This is a genomic window from Ferrovibrio sp. GW821-FHT12F09 (assembly GCF_058806775.1).
On record NZ_JBXAPZ010000001.1, the window covers coordinates 1,329,384 to 1,344,678 of the forward strand.

Annotated in this window: 14 protein-coding genes; 13 read left to right on the forward strand and 1 reads right to left on the reverse strand. The window is 56.0% G+C overall.

What is annotated here, in order from left to right:
* Positions 1-7 precede the first annotated feature (7 nt).
* Genes AC1ROB_RS06705 through AC1ROB_RS06725 form a run of 5 tightly spaced genes read left to right on the forward strand, consistent with a single transcriptional unit; the run spans position 8 to position 5,549 of the window.
* Positions 8-868, forward strand: coding sequence for a branched-chain amino acid ABC transporter permease (locus AC1ROB_RS06705; RefSeq protein ID WP_492971977.1), 861 nt, complete (start codon positions 8-10; stop codon positions 866-868).
* Position 869: 1 nt separating this feature from the next.
* Entirely contained in the window at positions 870-1,856 is a 987-nt protein-coding gene (locus tag AC1ROB_RS06710) for a branched-chain amino acid ABC transporter permease (protein WP_492971976.1), read from the forward strand.
* Positions 1,856-2,614, forward strand: coding sequence for an ABC transporter ATP-binding protein (locus tag AC1ROB_RS06715; protein ID WP_492971975.1), 759 nt, complete (start codon positions 1,856-1,858; stop codon positions 2,612-2,614). Before AC1ROB_RS06710 ends, AC1ROB_RS06715 begins: the two co-directional genes overlap by 1 nt.
* A complete protein-coding gene (locus AC1ROB_RS06720; protein WP_492971974.1) occupies positions 2,607-3,314 on the forward strand; it encodes an ABC transporter ATP-binding protein in 708 nt (235 codons plus the stop codon). The genes AC1ROB_RS06715 and AC1ROB_RS06720 overlap by 8 nt, the downstream gene beginning before the upstream one ends.
* 12 nt (positions 3,315-3,326) lie before the next feature.
* Positions 3,327-5,549, forward strand: coding sequence for a N,N-dimethylformamidase beta subunit family domain-containing protein (locus tag AC1ROB_RS06725; protein ID WP_492971973.1), 2,223 nt, complete (start codon positions 3,327-3,329; stop codon positions 5,547-5,549).
* 22 nt (positions 5,550-5,571) lie between these two features.
* Here the strand turns inward: AC1ROB_RS06725 and AC1ROB_RS06730 are convergent, their stop codons facing one another.
* Positions 5,572-7,182, reverse strand: a complete 1,611-nt coding sequence (locus AC1ROB_RS06730) for a GMC family oxidoreductase (protein ID WP_492971972.1) — start codon at positions 7,180-7,182, stop codon at positions 5,572-5,574.
* Between the two features lie 205 nt (positions 7,183-7,387).
* On the opposite strand from AC1ROB_RS06730, the gene AC1ROB_RS06735 reads away from it, so the two are divergent.
* The 8 genes from AC1ROB_RS06735 to AC1ROB_RS06770 all read left to right on the forward strand — a co-directional run bounded on the left by AC1ROB_RS06735 (position 7,388) and on the right by AC1ROB_RS06770 (position 15,278).
* Positions 7,388-8,272 carry a LysR family transcriptional regulator gene (locus tag AC1ROB_RS06735; RefSeq protein WP_492971971.1) on the forward strand — a complete coding sequence of 295 codons (885 nt, stop codon included), beginning with the start codon at positions 7,388-7,390 and terminating at the stop codon, positions 8,270-8,272.
* Between the two features lie 254 nt (positions 8,273-8,526).
* Entirely contained in the window at positions 8,527-9,666 is a 1,140-nt protein-coding gene (locus AC1ROB_RS06740; RefSeq protein ID WP_493031401.1) for an alpha-hydroxy acid oxidase, read from the forward strand.
* Between the two features lie 169 nt (positions 9,667-9,835).
* Entirely contained in the window at positions 9,836-10,273 is a 438-nt protein-coding gene (locus AC1ROB_RS06745; RefSeq protein ID WP_492971969.1) for a RidA family protein, read from the forward strand.
* A gap of 74 nt (positions 10,274-10,347) precedes the next feature.
* On the forward strand, positions 10,348-11,091 hold the full coding sequence (locus tag AC1ROB_RS06750) for a sugar phosphate isomerase/epimerase family protein (RefSeq protein ID WP_492971968.1): 744 nt from the start codon (positions 10,348-10,350) through the stop codon (positions 11,089-11,091).
* A gap of 60 nt (positions 11,092-11,151) precedes the next feature.
* Positions 11,152-12,090, forward strand: a complete 939-nt coding sequence (locus tag AC1ROB_RS06755; protein WP_492971967.1) for an aldo/keto reductase — start codon at positions 11,152-11,154, stop codon at positions 12,088-12,090.
* A 518-nt stretch (positions 12,091-12,608) separates the two neighbouring features.
* On the forward strand, positions 12,609-13,658 hold the full coding sequence (locus AC1ROB_RS06760; RefSeq protein ID WP_492971966.1) for an ABC transporter substrate-binding protein: 1,050 nt from the start codon (positions 12,609-12,611) through the stop codon (positions 13,656-13,658).
* Positions 13,659-13,662: 4 nt separating this feature from the next.
* A complete protein-coding gene (locus AC1ROB_RS06765; RefSeq protein WP_492971965.1) occupies positions 13,663-14,439 on the forward strand; it encodes an ABC transporter ATP-binding protein in 777 nt (258 codons plus the stop codon).
* Positions 14,440-14,477: 38 nt separating this feature from the next.
* A complete protein-coding gene (locus AC1ROB_RS06770) occupies positions 14,478-15,278 on the forward strand; it encodes an ABC transporter permease (RefSeq protein WP_492971964.1) in 801 nt (266 codons plus the stop codon).
* The last annotated feature ends 17 nt before the right edge of the window (positions 15,279-15,295 follow it).

Sequence of the window (15,295 nt, forward strand, 5' to 3'; positions counted from 1 at the left end):
ATTGGAAATGACCTGGTTAATTATAGCTCAGTTGGCAAACGGTATTGCCATCGGCCTGATATACGCGCTGATGGCCTTTGGGCTGTCGATTATCAAAGGCCTTCTGGACATACCGAACTTTGCACACGGCGCTTTGTTCGCTCTGGGTGCATACGTCTGCTTTTCAGTTATGCAGACAGATCTGCCGTTTGTGCTGGCGCTGGTCATTGCCGCAGTCACTTCTGGTTTGGTCGGACTATTCCTCGATCGTGCAATTCTCAGTCAGGTGAAAGAGGGCGATTACTTAACAAAGCTCATAATTTTGTTTGGAATCGCCCTCGTCATCGAGCAGTCAATCCTCGTCGGATGGGGAACTGTAGGCCTGAGCACTGCGCCACCAAAATTCTTGAGTGGCGCCCTCGACCTCGGATTCATGTACATCCCTAGATACATCGTATTCGCCAGCCTGTTCTCAGGACTCGTTATCAGTTCAGTCTGGCTGCTTATCGAAAAGACCAGGCTTGGAAGCTTTATCCGTGCAGCTATCGATAAGCCGCACATGGCTCAAGCGATTGGTATCAACACTAACCTTCTTCTGGCTTTGGGTATGGGGCTTGGAGCGGCTCTTGCCGGTCTTGCAGGTGCCGTAGCGGTACCCCTCCTTGGCGCCACCTCCACGATGGGCGGGGACATGATGTCACTGGCATTTGTTGTGCTGGTCATCGGCGGGCTGGGGTCGCTGTATGGATGCATATTTGCAGGAATTCTGGTCGGTGCCCTCCAAAGCCTCATGACAGTCGTCGCCCCTGCTGCAAGCACCGCGGTCATTTACGTCGCGATGATTGGAATCCTACTTCTGCGGCCCCAAGGTCTGATGGGAGAGCGCTAAGATGGAAAAAGCTCGTAGCGTTAATTCGGACGTCACTACAGGGAACGACGGAAAAATACCTGGTTATCTGAAGTGGCCGTTGATAGTGGTTGCGGTAGCGGTTCTGCCGATGGCAATCCCGATTAATATCGCCACTGAGATTCTTATCTTCGGCCTATTCGCAATGGCAACCAATCTGCTGATTGGCACCGCAGGTCTGTACTCGTTCGGGCAGGCCGCCTTTTTCGGGGTTGGCGGGTACGCAGCAGGATATCTTGCAACGCGTGAATTGGCCGCACTTCCCGTTTCGTTGTTGGTCGCGGCCCTTGTCGGCGGTGCAATTGCAGCTCTCATTGGTGCGCTGAGTGTCAAACGCACCGGCATCTACTTTATGATGCTGACTTTCGCGTTCAATCAGCTCGTCTACTACATCTGCTACTCGTGGCATTCCGTGACCGGTGGTGAAGACGGGCTGGCTGGGATAAAGCGTGTCCCGTTCATGGGCATCAGCTTCGACAGTCACAACGGGTTCTATTGGCTATCGGCGGTCATTTTCCTGCTGGGGATGATTGCTCTGCATCTCGTCGTCAGTAGTCCCCTTGGCATGGTCCTTAAAGCCGCCAAGCAGAATGCCAGGCGCACAGCATCCCTTGGCTACTCGGTCTATTCAGCACAGCTTCTGGCTTTCGTGATTGCGGGAGCGATTTCCGGCGTCGCTGGCGCACTGTATGGAATGCTTTATCGCGTGATGCCCATCGATGCCGTGCACTGGGTATCGTCTGCCTATGTGGTCTTCATGGTGTTGATCGGCGGTAGCAAGTCCATGCTCGGACCCGTGCTGGGTGCTGCCTTCTTCATATGGCTGCAGGGCATCTTTAGCCTTGTATGGGCCCGCTGGCCACTGCTTCTCGGAATTCTGGTCATTCTGGTGATGCTGTATCTGCCAAACGGAATGGTCGACCTCATCAGCAAGGGGAGAGCCGCTCTGAAGCGCCTCGGAAGGTCGTGATGCAGAATAACGGGAAGAATATCGTTCTGTCGGCTCAAGGTCTCCGAAAGGGCTTCGGCGGCAACATCGCCGTCCGGGACGTCACTATCGAATTTGAGAAAGGTCGTTTGCACAGCATCCTCGGCCCAAACGGCGCGGGAAAGACGACGCTCTTTAATCTCTTGACCAAGGATATCACCCCCGATGCCGGTCGAGTTTGGCTGGCAGGTGATGACGTCACTGACCTGAAGCCGCACCAGATCGCACACAAGAAGCTCTGCCGTTCCTATCAGATATCCAGCGTTTATCCTCACATGACGGCGCGGGAGAATATCTGGCTTTCGTCATACCGGGCATTGCAGGGAGGCAGTTTTACGTTCTGGAGGCGAACGGCCTCCTACAAGGACGTATCGGTACATGCCGATGCCTTCCTTGAGAGGCTGGGCATCGCCGCCTTTGCGGATATTCCTGCACAGGAGCTGTCATACGGTGACCAGCGTCTCATTGAGATCGCTGCAACGCTGGCCTCAGAGCCTGACGTAATTCTGTTGGACGAGCCGACGGCAGGCCTTTCCCGCCAGGAAACGGAGAAGGTCAAGCGCGTGGTGGCGGCGCTGAAGGGCGATTTCACGATCGTCATGATCGAACACAATATGAGCGTGGTCATGGAGATCTCCGACGAAATATCCGTGATGAACCGGGGTGCGTTGATTGCCCACGGTTCGCCGAAGGAAATTCAGGCGAACAAGACCGTCCAGGAGGCCTACTTTGGTGGATAACCGAACATTACTGGACGTTGCGGGTATCGATGCATACTACGGACAAAGCCAGGCGCTGTTTGACGTCAGCTTCAATGTGGGAGAGCAAGAAGTTGTTGCCATCCTCGGTCGCAATGGTGCCGGTAAAACGACAACGTTGCGCTCGATAATGGGGTTCAACCCTCCGAGGCAGGGTGACATCAGCTTCGACGGGCAGCGGATTGCTGGTGAAAAGCCGTACAGAATCGCACGCAGGGGCATTGGCTATGTGCCGGAAACCAGAGACGCATTTTCACTCCTGACTGTTCAGGAGAATATCATGCTCGGCCACCGTCCTCAGTCGCCCTACACCCTAGACCGGTTCTTGCAGTGGTTTCCTGAACTCAAAGACCTGACCAAGAGACGCGGTTCGCAACTCTCAGGCGGTCAGCAACAGATGATGGTGATCGGCCGTGGATTGGCGCCGGGACCAAAACTATTGCTGCTGGATGAGCCTTCCCAAGGTCTGGCGCCGGTGGTGGTCAAGTCGGTCGAGCGCGTCCTGAATGAACTTCGGAGAGACAAGATATCCATCATTCTGGTGGAGCAAAACTTGAATTTTGCGCTCTCGGTCGCCGACCGAGTTCTGGTTATGGAGAATGGCACAATTGTTGACGCAATGACGTCAGACGAGGGCCAGACATCCGCTGGCCGCATCGAACGATATCTTGCCGTTCATTGACGTAGAGAAACGATGATTCCCCCACTAATTGGATACAGCTACCCGCTGCGCGGTCGCGCTGGTGACAAACTCGATTTCTATATCAGCTCGGAGGGTGGGAAGAGTTTCGAAGCTCGAATTGTCCGCATTGTCTGCGCTGACCCAAATCCGGCTGGCCCTGGTTTCAAAATTGAGCCCGTACAGAGCGATGTGACCGGAGTTTATCCGGGCAAAGCGCAGAGCGTCCCAATGGGATCTTGCGGAAGAGCTCCCATCCACCTTCTCGCGCCAACGGATAAGGCAGCAATGGTGGCCAACGTTCATCCTACTTCCGGCGATGACCAGAATCGGGTAATGATGGCCCTTCAGGACGCCGAGGGAAGCAACTTTCTCGCTATTGCAGTTCGCAATTCGAAGATTGCCATCCTTTATGAGCAGGGCGGAAAGCGGTACGAGAAATCCTCGGACCTATCGTTGTCGACTGGTAACTGGCATTCGGTAGGTTTGGGATTCGAGGGCGGGAAAAGTACGCTGGCTTTAGAGCTGATGCAGCTAAATGGTGCTGCGGGGGATACGCTTAAACAATGCATTGACCTCCCTGGCGCAATTGACATTACCAAGTTTACGCATGCGTCCTTTGCTGGGGTTTGGCGGGGAAGACCTGAACTGGTCTTTAATGGCCTAATTGAGCAGCCATCCTTGCGGCGTGATGCTGCCCCGCGAATTGCTGACAGTGGCGGTTCTTTGGGAATAGAGAAGGCGGAATTGCGCGCTCAGTGGGACTTCTCGGCGAACATTGACCAGCAAACGATCCTAGACACGATAAGCGGCCGTGCGGGCGAGCTGGTGAATGTGCCTATGCGCGGCATGCGCGGCTCAAACTGGAACGGCAGCGAGTTCAACTGGCGGCATGCCCCAGAACAATACGGCGCAATCCATTTCCACGACGATGATCTCACCGACTGCGGATGGGAGAACAGTGTATCCTTCAGGATACCGGAGCGGCTCAGCAGTGGAATCTATGCTCTAGACGTATTGTCAGACCTCGGTCACGACATAATTCCATTCTTTGTGTTGCCAAAGCATGGGGCGCCTAAAAAGTCGATCGCCGTTCTTGCGTCGACCTTCACCTATTTGGCGTACGGGAACCACGCACGCGGGAATTTCGATGATGACTTCCGGGAGCGGGTTACGTCCTGGGGCGCGTATCAGTGGAATCCGGACGAGGTTCCAGAATTCGGGAAATCGACCTACAACTACCATTCCGACGGTAGCGGAATCGCGATGGCGTCGTTCCGGCGCCCGCTACTGACCATGCGGCCAGGTTTTCTCACATTCAATGACGCACGGGGCTCAGGCCTTCGTCATTTTCCCGCCGACACGCATCTGACTGGCTGGCTCGAAGCCATGGGCTTTGAGTACGACATCGTTACCGACGAAGAACTTGACGAAGAGGGCGTTGAAGCGCTGACCGGGTATGATGTCCTGGTTACCGGGAGCCACCCGGAGTATCACACGCCACGCTCCCTTGACGCCCTGCAATACTTCCGCAAGAGCGGTGGGAATGTGGTCTACCTGGGCGGCAACGGCTTTTACTGGCGCATAGCACGCAGGGCCGACCTGCCTCACGTGACGGAGATCCGGCGGGCCGAGGGTGGAATCAGGGCATGGGCGGCGCAGGTCGGTGAGTACTACCAGCAGCTAGATGGCGGGTATGGCGGTCTGTGGCGCCGAAATGGACGTCCACCCCAGCAGCTTGCCGGGGTCGGCTTTGCGATCCAAGGCATGTACGAGGCATCATACTTTCGACGAACCCAGGACTCTTACGCTGCAGACGTCGCTTGGGTTTTCCAGGATGTGGACACCGAAACATTTGGCGACTACGGCCTGTTCGGCGGAGGTGCTGCAGGATTTGAGCTCGACCAGGTGGCGTCCGATCTAGGTACACCGGAAGGCACAGTCATTCTGGCACGGTCGGAGGGCCATGGACCCAGTTTCCAGCTCACACCTGAAGAAATTCTGACTTACACACTGGCGGCCTCAGGATGCCCGAAGGTCGAGGCTCATATGGTCCTTGGTACTCCCCCAGGGCAGGGCATGTTCTTCGCGGCATCATCAATCAGTTTCATCGGGAGCCTGAGTCACAACCATTACGAGAACGACTGCTCGTACCTGTTACGAAACGTCCTAAACAGGTTTTCTAAGACTGAGGGTTTGAATTCTCATCGCAGTCGCTCGCGCTCTTACTCGCTGTAAAAGGCAGAATAACTCAGGGGTTTTAGCACCAGTCGTCGGCCACCAGGTCAGCCGCTTTTTCGGCAACTGCGAGAACAGTCGAATGAGTATTGGCATTCGGAAGCCTTGGCATGATCGAGGCATCTGCAATGCGCAGCGCCTGCACGCCCCGCACTCGCAAATCAGTATCTATGACTGACGTAGAGTCACTGCCCATGCGGCAAGTTCCGGCATAGTGGAAGTACGAGCCGGTGTTGGCACGGATAGTCTCTTCCAGTTTAGTCCGGTTATTCACTGATGGAATGGGGAAAATCCTGGAAGTAATCGCGGATGCCATAGGCGGCATTTGCATAAGGGCTATCGTCGCCTCGACACCACTAATCATGGCGTCTATATCGCGGGGGTCATCGAAGTAGTTCAGGAATATTGCCGGGTGTGCGCGCGGGTTAGCCGATGCGAGCTTTACTGCACCTCGGCTATACGTCAGTCCAAGATTAACGAATGCCGTGCAGCCATGCTGGGTTGGCAACAGGCCCTTTACGCCAGTTCCGATGCCGGTGCGCATTGCGAGCCCGGGCGCCAGGATAACCTGAATATCCGGATCTGCCAGGTCTGGTCTGCTGCGCAGGAAGCCGCCGACTGGGAAAGGCGGCTGCGCAAGAAAGCCCTGTCGTGTAGCCATGTACCTTAAAGCGGCACCTATGGCGCGGTGCGGCTTCAAATAAGTATACGATGTCGGATGTCCGGTCAGGCCAAAATGCATCCGATACGCTGGATGATTCTGCAAGTTCGCGCCAACGGACGCGCAGTCGACCAGGACCTCAATTCCATTCGCGCGGAGATGCTCGGCCGGTCCGATGCCGGAAAGCATCAGAAGCTGAGGTGTATTGAGCGCACCTGATGTCAGGATAACTTCTCGGCGTGCCTGCAAGACTCGTACTTTTCCACGGTGTTCCACCTCGACTCCGGTGGCCTGGCCGTCACTAAACACGACGCGCCGGGCCAGTGTCCTGGTGAGCTGGACCAGGTTCGGCCTTCGGGCCTTCAGATAGGTTTGAGCGGGGCCGAGCCGCCGCCCATTGGCGACATTCGCATCATAGACACCGAAGCGCTCTCCAGACGCATTCTGCATGTCCTCGACGATGGGGTATCCGGCTGCAACTGCGGCATCCAGGAACAGGCGGCTGACTGAATTAACAACTGCGGGACCGACCTTGACTGGCCCGCTGGCGCCATGATGTGCGCTCAAGCCGCGCGTATTTGCCTCAACCTTATTGAAATAGGGAAGCAGATCAGCAAAACCCCAGCCCGGACAACCAGCATCACGCCAGGCATCGAATTCAGACGCGCCGCCACGTAAGAACATCATTCCATTGATGGAGCCGCCGCCGCCCAACACCCGGCCCTGGCTGAGTGGAAGTCGCCGCCGCCCCAGACCTTCGACAGGCTTTGAGGTGAAATGCCAGTTCAAATCGGTGCTGTTGATGGCGAAAACAGCGGTCCCAGGAATGTGAATTAGAGGATTCCAGTCAGAACCACCAGCCTCCACCAAGGCTACTCGAACGGAACCAGCCTCGCTCAAGCGAGCAGCAATAACACATCCAGCGGCACCGCCTCCCACGACGATATAGTCGAAGATGTCATTCGGATTCATGAAACCGGATTTCTTTTTCTGCGTCAGCGCGAATCCAAATCACTTCTCAAGAAGCTTGAGTAGCATGCATAAAAACGCGTTACGGCTTCCCAATATTCTGCCGCTTCGTATCGACTATTCCGGATAAATTTAATGCTGGCTAATTATTTGATTGATGCAGTAATAACGAAATCTAATCTTACCTCTGTGGCTTTGAGGCATACCAATGTTTGATGCTCGGCTTCTTGCCAGCTTTGTTGCCGTTGCCTCGTTCAAACATTTTGGCAAGGCGGCAGCGGCGGCGAATGCCACTCAGCCAGGCATCTCACAACACATTGCCAAACTGGAAAAGCAGCTTGGCTTTAAGCTGATTGAGCGAACCAAGCGCTCAGTCGTACTCACTCCGGCAGGAGAGACTTTCCTGGGGCACTCAAAGCATGTTCTGGCGATGATGCATAAAATGAAGGATGAGGGGCAGCAGATTGCCAAGGGCCTGCTTGGGAAGGTTTCACTAGGGTTTGCTTCCTCGGTTATCTACACCAATGTCCCTCGACGAATTGCGGCGTTCAAAGCCAACACTCCGAATGTAGAGCTCGTCCTGAAGGTTCAGGGTGGAAACTATCTGAAGGCTATGCTGGATATCGGCGATATTGATGTCGCCATCACAACGCTGCCGGTGTCATCCACAGACTACCACTCTGTCATTATCGACCAGCAGCTCATGGGAATTGCGGTTCCCGACGGCCACCCTCTTGCAATGAGGAAGTCGATAACTATCAACGCGCTGAAAGATGAACCGTTTATCGCGGTTCCGCGAGATCAACACCCCGATCTTCACGACACTTTAGTCGCCAAGTTCCACAAGATGGGCGCAACCATGAAAGTGGTCGCCTATGAAACCCCATTTCTGAATGCGTTGGCCCGCGTGGCAGTGGGCGAAGGCGTCGCTTTGGTCGCAATGGGATACCGAAGCGAGCGGCACGATGCGGTCCACATTCTGAATCTCAAAGATGCCGAGCTTTCAACCACGCCCATCTACGCCATCGTGCGGAAGGACAATTTCCGTCCAACGACCGAGCACTTGATGCAGGCTTTGGCGAAAGCCAAATGAAATCAGTGCGACTAATAACAAAACGAAATGAAATTCGATTTATAATTATTTGCCAGCATATATGGCTTTCATTGACAATCAGGTGACGAGGGCGACGCAACACCAGCGGCACGCGGCTCCGACTGGCAGGATGCGCTGAATATCCGTGGCGGTTGGGGCGGCGCGCTCTTTTTCGATAATTTCGAGTTACGCAAGGCCGGTTTCTTAGAATGGCAAACGCAGCAGACGCCGTTAATATCTCGGATTTGCGACAGATGGCACTTCGTCATCTTCCCCACTTCATCGGTGGTTACGTTGAAACGGGCGGCGGCAACGGGGATGGCCTGCGGCGCAACATCGCCGCGTATCAGAAGTACCAGTTCCTGCCGCGTGGGCTGGTCGACATTTCGGCAATGAGTAGCCGCCGTACCATCTTCGGCAGGACCTACTCCCAGCCATTTGGCATCTCTGCGGTCGGCAGTCTGGGTTTGTTGCGACGACATGCCGACGAAATGCTGGCCGAGGTGGCACGAAACGAAGACATTCCATTCATGCTGTCCGGTTGTGGGAACGCTCCTATCGAGCGGATTGCGCGAATTGCGCCTGAGCACACCTGGTTTCAGTGCTATCCGGTCAAGGACTGGCGTGTGAATGAGGACACGGTCAATCGGGCACGGAATGCGGGCATCCAGGTGCTTGTCCTGACCGTTGATTTTCCGGTCAGGAATCGTAGTGAAATTGGTCAGCGAACAGGGGTCTCCTTCGCTGCAGGTCCGGACTGGCGAAAGTGGCGCTCGATCACTGGGGACATTGTCCGGCATCCCGAATGGGCAGCACGCTACCTGCTGGCAGGCGGGATGCCGAAACTGGCGGCGTGGGAACCGTATGCCCCACCGGGCAGCAATGCGCTGCAGGTTGCGAAGTACTTTGGCTCCATCTGGCCCATGAACCTGGTCTGGAAGGATATTGAACGTTTCCGAGCCCTATGGCCGGGCGTTCTGGTCATCAAGGGCCTAACGCATCTCGACGATATTGCCAGGGCCGTGGAGGCCGGGGCCGATGCCGTAACGGTCTCGAACCACGGCGGGAACAAGCTGGATTACCTGCCTGCTAGTGTTGACATGCTCGCACAGGCCAAGATGCAGATAGACGGTGGTGTTCCTCTGATGCTCGACGGAGGAATCCGTCATGGCTCCGATATTCTCAAGGCTTTGGCGCTAGGGGCCGACTTCTGCTTTATCGGCCGAGCAACGCTGTATGGCGTTGCGGCTGCTGGTCAGGCCGGTGGAGCGCGCGCAATCGAAATTCTAAAAAATGAACTCGCCTACACGCAGGCGATGGTCGGTTGCCCAGACTATGCGTCTATTGGTCCAGAAATTCTGACCACACAGCCGCAATCTGTCGCCACGCTCTAACGGCTGCGCTCAGTCGCTTAACCGGTGTGATAACAAAAATGAATGAATCGGGTTGTTTGATTATTTGTTTCCGATACATCGGCGCAGCAGAATGCATCTAAGGAAATGGCTTAAGCCAGCGTCAAGTAGGACCTGACGAATTGATGCGGGGGAGCATAGAAGGTAAGCGATGAAAAAGACGTATATCCCTGTGGGCGGTGACAAGAGCCGTGGCATTCCAGCTCTGTCCGGAAGCAAGGTGGCATACTCGGATGCTGTACGGGTTGATCTCTCGGACCATACCTTGCTGTACGTGTCCGGCAAACTTGGAACAGACGACAGCCTCAAGATCGCGGGCCGCGGAATTCGCGAACAGACCAAGCAGACTTTAGAGAATATTCGTGCCACCGTGGAAAAGGAGGGCGGAACGATGACTGACGTCGTCCGCTTCCGCATCTATGTGGCCGCAATCGACAGCGCCTCCATCCGCGATGTGCACGAGGTCCGCATGGAATACTACAAGGACGGGGAGTTCCCGGCCAGCACACTGATTCGGGTGGATCAGTTCGTACGAGACGGTGCGCTCATCGAAATTGAAGCCGATGTCGTGATTCCGCGGTTGGTGTAGCGCATATGAACGCACCACGCCTAAGCTGCACGACCCTGACATTTGGGGGAACCCTTCCGGAGAAGCTGGACGCCATGAAGGTTGCGGGCTTTGCCGCCACCGAGTTCCTGCCCAAGGACTTCTACGAGCTGCTCCAAGGGCCAGAGCATGTCCTTGACCTGATTAAGGCGTCGGGCCTGCAGATCTCATGTTACCAGAGCCTGAGAAACTTCGAGGGCATGCCGGAGCATGAACGAAAACTCCGTATGACGGTGGCCGCCCAACTGTTCAACCAGATGCGACTCCTGGGTACCGACACACTGGTGCTTTGCACCAATGTTTCTCCGGACTCTTCGCCCGACAAGGGGAGAATTGTTGACGACCTCCGTCAACTGGGGGGATTGGCTGACAGCTACGGCATGCGCGTGGCCTGGGAGCCAATCTGCATTGGGCAGTGGATACGCGACTATCGTGACGCCTGGGACATCGTCCAGAAGGTCGACCACCCCAGTTTCGGACTGCTACTCGACTGCATTCATATTTACTCGCTTGGCCTGCCCGTAGAGCCGATTGCGGACATTTCTGTGGACAAAATATTCCTGGTCGAAGTCTCGGATATCCCGGGAGGTAAGCTCGATCTGCTGGAAATGATCCGATACCACCGGCAGTTTCCCGGCGAAGGCATCACCCCAATCCGGGAATTCATCCGGCAGATACGCAAAACGGGTTACGAAGGCTACTACTCCGTGGAGGTGTTCAACACACACTTCCGTTCACAGCCTCCGGTCGACATCGCCCAGCGCGCCATGTCATCGCTGCGGGCGATGTTCGATGAATAATCGGACAGGCACGGGCCTTGAGTGGTACCTGACGCTCGTGAGCCGGGTGATATTCGGCCAATGAATTTCCGTACCCTTGGAACATCTGGCCTCCTGGTCTCCGAGATCGGACTCGGTTGCAACAATTTTGGATTGAGGCTCGACCTTGAAGGATCGCGATCGGTGATCCATAAGGCGCTCGACCTTGGAATAACGCTCTTCGATACTGCGGATGTCTACGGCAACAAGGGCGGGTCTGAGACCCACCTGGGTCAAATCCTTGGCGCCAGACGTAAGGACATTGTACTGGCCACCAAGTTCGCCATGCCTATGGATGACGCGGACAGGCAGAAAGGCGCTTCGCGGCGCTATATTCTTCAGGCTGTCGAGGACAGTCTCAGGCGACTGAAGACTGACTGGATTGATCTGTATCAGCAGCATCAGCCAGATCCGAGCACGCCGATTGATGAAACCCTACGCGCCTTGGACGACCTCATCCGGCAGGGCAAGGTCCGGTATATTGGCAATTCCAACTTCCCGGCGTGGCAGCTTGCTGATGCGGATTGGACCGCCAAACAGCTGGGAGCACATCGATTTGTTTCAGCGCAGGACGAACTCAGCCTGGTCGTTCGCAGGAATGAAGCCGAGCTTTTGCCAGCGTGCAGACGGTACGGGCTCGGATTCTTGCCCTATTTCCCACTCGCCAGCGGGCTTCTGACCGGTAAACACACCGGTAGAGGTGCCGCGGCCGGATCCCGGCTTGCCACCTCACCCGGGTTGGCCGAGCGGTATATGACACCCGCGAACTTTCAGCTTGTCGAGAGACTGTCTGGTTGGTGCGAGGTACGTGGCATCAGCCTGACCGATCTGGCATTCTCCTGGTTGCTGGCAATGCCTGAGGTTTCAAGTGTGATTGCCGGTGCGACCAAGCCGGAACAGCTTGAGCAGAACGTATCGGCTGGGGCGCGTTTGCTGTCAGCACAGGATTTGTCCGACGTCGGTGCAATTCTCAACGCCTGAGCAATCGACGTTCGGAAACTGGCCCGGAAAAGCTGCGCAACTGCGTAGCTGGATTTCAATCACCACGATGACAATCCAATGTCCCATCGCGCGTGCTTAAACGCGGGGCAATACCTGTATTGGTTTAGTGTTCGAAGTGGCCGGAAAAGGCGGGGAAATGGTGCCCGCTTCAGCAAAAACCACTGCCAGTCGGATCATGCAAATCCATTATTACTGACCCACATATTATTATTATCCTTTCTAAATGGCCCTCGTTACAAAAGTTTCATCAGCAAGAAAGTTCATCAGTGAACCACTGAAATGAACTGGAGGCGGGGGTTCGGGCAACGACGATTGGATAGCGCGCCGTTTGTAAGGCTCGTGCATTGCTGATCAAAGTTGAGTGGTAACCACTTCATCGACTGCCGTCTGACCGATTGCTGTGCCGAGTTCGCCGACATCACTGATGTCAATGAATTCAGCGAGACCACGGATGCATGCTCGCTTGTGGGGATGCAGGCACAATCGGAGGGACCGAAATGACGGCAAGCAACCAGTCCAGCAACATCGGCGCCAATCTCAAGATTGGGCGACGTGGTTTTCTCCGTATGACGGCCGCCGCCGGTCTGGCCGCGAGTTACCCTTTCGGCAGCGGCATGGCACAGGGGGCAGTGCCCTCGCTCGGTATGGTCAGCTTCCCGGCAGGCAACAGCGCGCACAGCAAAATCTGGATCAAGCAGAACAAGTTTGACGTCAAGCACAACTGGAACCTGGACTGGCAGATCCGGAACACCGTGGAGTCCTACTACGGCGACTTCAATACCGGTGTCTTTGGCGGTCTTGACCTTGCCGGTCTGAATGTCCTAGCGAACCTCTACAATCGCGGTGTCCCGTTCAAGATTGTTGCGGCATCCATCAGCTCGCTGTGCACGCTCATCGCCCGCAAGGATGCCAAGATTTCCAAGCCCGCGGACCTGAAGGGTAAGCGGATTGCGACTGACAAGACGTCGTTCTACTACGCCTATCTCCGCTCTTACCTGAAGACCCACGGTCTTGATGTCGACAAGGACGTCGAGTTCACCAACGTCAATCTTCTGCAGGCTATTCCGCGGTTCCAGCGTGGAGATTTCGACGCCGCAGTGATCCAGCCGGAGACCGCACTGCAGCAGCTGGTGAATGCCGCGCCGAACGATTTCTACGTCATGGCCGAACTGGGGACCGCGTTCGCCAAGACTTTCGGCGCCGAACGGACCTATCAGTTTATGGCCGTCCGCAATGATTGGCTGGCCGCCAATCCGGGCGTGATTGAGCGCGTGCAAGCCACCTACAAGGATATGGCCGACTACGTTCGCGACAATCCGCAGGATGCGACTGCGCGCCTGGTGCCCCCGCCGGATAAGGGCGGTGCGGGTCTGCCGCAGGACATCGGCATGGCGGTGTACGGCACCGGCATCAATGGCCTGAAGCACACCTGGACCTCGGTCCCGGTCGCCCAGATCAAACCCCAGATCATGGCCGAACTCGAAGTCTACAAAGAATACGGTTTCATCGAGAAGGTGCCGGACAACGGCTTCTTCTTCGGCGGGTAAGACAATGGCTCCAGTCCTTGTTGCCCAGGATGTAACCAAGCGCTTCCCGCAGCCTGGAAAGCGGGAAGCGCATACTGCAGTCCGAAACGTCACGTTCGACGTCAATCCGGGCGAAGTCGTCTGTATTGTCGGAAAGTCGGGTTGTGGGAAGTCCACGCTCGTCAACATGTTGCTTGGTCTGCTCAAGCCTTCGGGTGGGCAGATCCTGATCAACGGTTTCGACCCGAACGCCGACTTCATGAGTATGCGTCGTCAGGTGGCCGCGGTCTTCCAGGGAGACCGTCTGTTGCCATGGCGGTCCATTGTCGACAATGTCGCGGTTGGCCTTGAGGCAATTGGCGTCCCCAAGGACGAACGCCGCGAAGCCGCTATGGTCTGGCTCCGACGGGTCGGCCTGGAAAAGTGGCGTGACAATTATCCGCATGAACTGTCCGGTGGCATGCGCCAGCGCGTCGCCATCTGCCGGGCCTTTGTGCTCGATCCGGCCCTGATTCTGCTGGACGAGGCATTCGGACATCTGGATGAGGTCACGGCACAGGAGCTACGGCACGATTGCCTGGGGCTCATTGCCGAGACTCACAAGGCTGCGCTGGTTGTCACGCACAACATCACGGAAGCCCTGGAAATCGGCGACCGGATTCTTGTCCTGGGGCGTCCGGCATCGATCCTTCTAGAAATGAAGATCCGCGGCATGCGCGCACAGGAAGACTGGCCAGCGCAATGCGTACGCCTGCGCAACGAAATTTTCGGAACCATCGATAAAGAGCTAGCAGCCGCCTGACGACGCAGGCGTCTATTCAAGAGCAAGGCCATGCCGACATGACGAGTCCCAAAGAAAAGGCCTATGGCCTGCTCCATGGTATCGGGAGCTACAAATATACGGCCCTGAATTTCATTCTCCTGCTCGCCATATGGCATGTCAGCAGTGGATATGTTCCGGAGTACATCTTCCCTACAATCCCCCACGTCTGGGAAAAGCTGGTATCCACTCTCTCCGAGGGAAGCACGTACCTCGCCATTGCGGCTACGCTGCGCCGCGTACTGGGCGGATTTGTCGTGTCGTCCACCCTAGGCATTGCCGTCGGTATCCTGATTGCGATGTCAGCCCGGGCCAACGCCATACTTGGCCCGTTGCTTCGCGTGGTTCTCGGTATTCCCGCGTTGACCTGGGTTCTTCTGGCTATTGTCTGGTTCCGAGCGCCGGAAGTGCGCGTGTGGTTCCTGATGTTCGTGCTGGTTTTCCCGATCGTCGCTGTGAACACAGCGGACGGCGTGAAGGCAGTGCCAAACGAGCTCTATCAGATGATTCGCTCCCTGCGTCCCTCGACGTTTGGGATGCTGAAAATGGTCATTTTCCCGGCTTCGACGCCATTCATTTTCACGGGCCTGAAGGTCAGCCTGAGCTTTGGCGGCCGCATCGTGGTTTTCGCGGAAGCCTTGAGTGCCAGCACAGGTATCGGTGCGGCCATGTACACCGCCAACCAGTTCTTCGATACCGCGGGTATCCTCGTCTGGACCGCCATTCTGGTCAGCATTCTCTACGCGCTTGACAAGTTCCTGGAGCTGGTTGAAGCGCGTTGGTTCCGCTGGCGTGTCAGTATCCGCACGGAATCAGAATAGTCCGAAAATCCAGTAGG

Bases quoted from the DNA above. Each gene is read 5' to 3' on its own strand.
- AC1ROB_RS06710 (WP_492971976.1), top strand. From the start codon at position 870: ATGGAAAAAGCTCGTAGCGTTAATTCGGACGTCACTACAGGGAACGAC.
- AC1ROB_RS06705 (WP_492971977.1), top strand. From the start codon at position 8: ATGACCTGGTTAATTATAGCTCAGTTGGCAAACGGTATTGCCATCGGC.
- AC1ROB_RS06740 (WP_493031401.1), top strand. From the start codon at position 8,527: ATGGCACTTCGTCATCTTCCCCACTTCATCGGTGGTTACGTTGAAACG.
- AC1ROB_RS06755 (WP_492971967.1), top strand. From the start codon at position 11,152: ATGAATTTCCGTACCCTTGGAACATCTGGCCTCCTGGTCTCCGAGATC.
- AC1ROB_RS06750 (WP_492971968.1), top strand. From the start codon at position 10,348: ATGAAGGTTGCGGGCTTTGCCGCCACCGAGTTCCTGCCCAAGGACTTC.
- AC1ROB_RS06760 (WP_492971966.1), top strand. From the start codon at position 12,609: ATGACGGCAAGCAACCAGTCCAGCAACATCGGCGCCAATCTCAAGATT.
- AC1ROB_RS06725 (WP_492971973.1), top strand. From the start codon at position 3,327: ATGATTCCCCCACTAATTGGATACAGCTACCCGCTGCGCGGTCGCGCT.
- AC1ROB_RS06715 (WP_492971975.1), top strand. From the start codon at position 1,856: ATGCAGAATAACGGGAAGAATATCGTTCTGTCGGCTCAAGGTCTCCGA.
- AC1ROB_RS06745 (WP_492971969.1), top strand. From the start codon at position 9,836: ATGAAAAAGACGTATATCCCTGTGGGCGGTGACAAGAGCCGTGGCATT.
- AC1ROB_RS06770 (WP_492971964.1), top strand. From the start codon at position 14,478: ATGACGAGTCCCAAAGAAAAGGCCTATGGCCTGCTCCATGGTATCGGG.
- AC1ROB_RS06735 (WP_492971971.1), top strand. From the start codon at position 7,388: ATGTTTGATGCTCGGCTTCTTGCCAGCTTTGTTGCCGTTGCCTCGTTC.
- AC1ROB_RS06730 (WP_492971972.1), bottom strand. From the start codon at position 7,182: ATGAATCCGAATGACATCTTCGACTATATCGTCGTGGGAGGCGGTGCC.
- AC1ROB_RS06765 (WP_492971965.1), top strand. From the start codon at position 13,663: ATGGCTCCAGTCCTTGTTGCCCAGGATGTAACCAAGCGCTTCCCGCAG.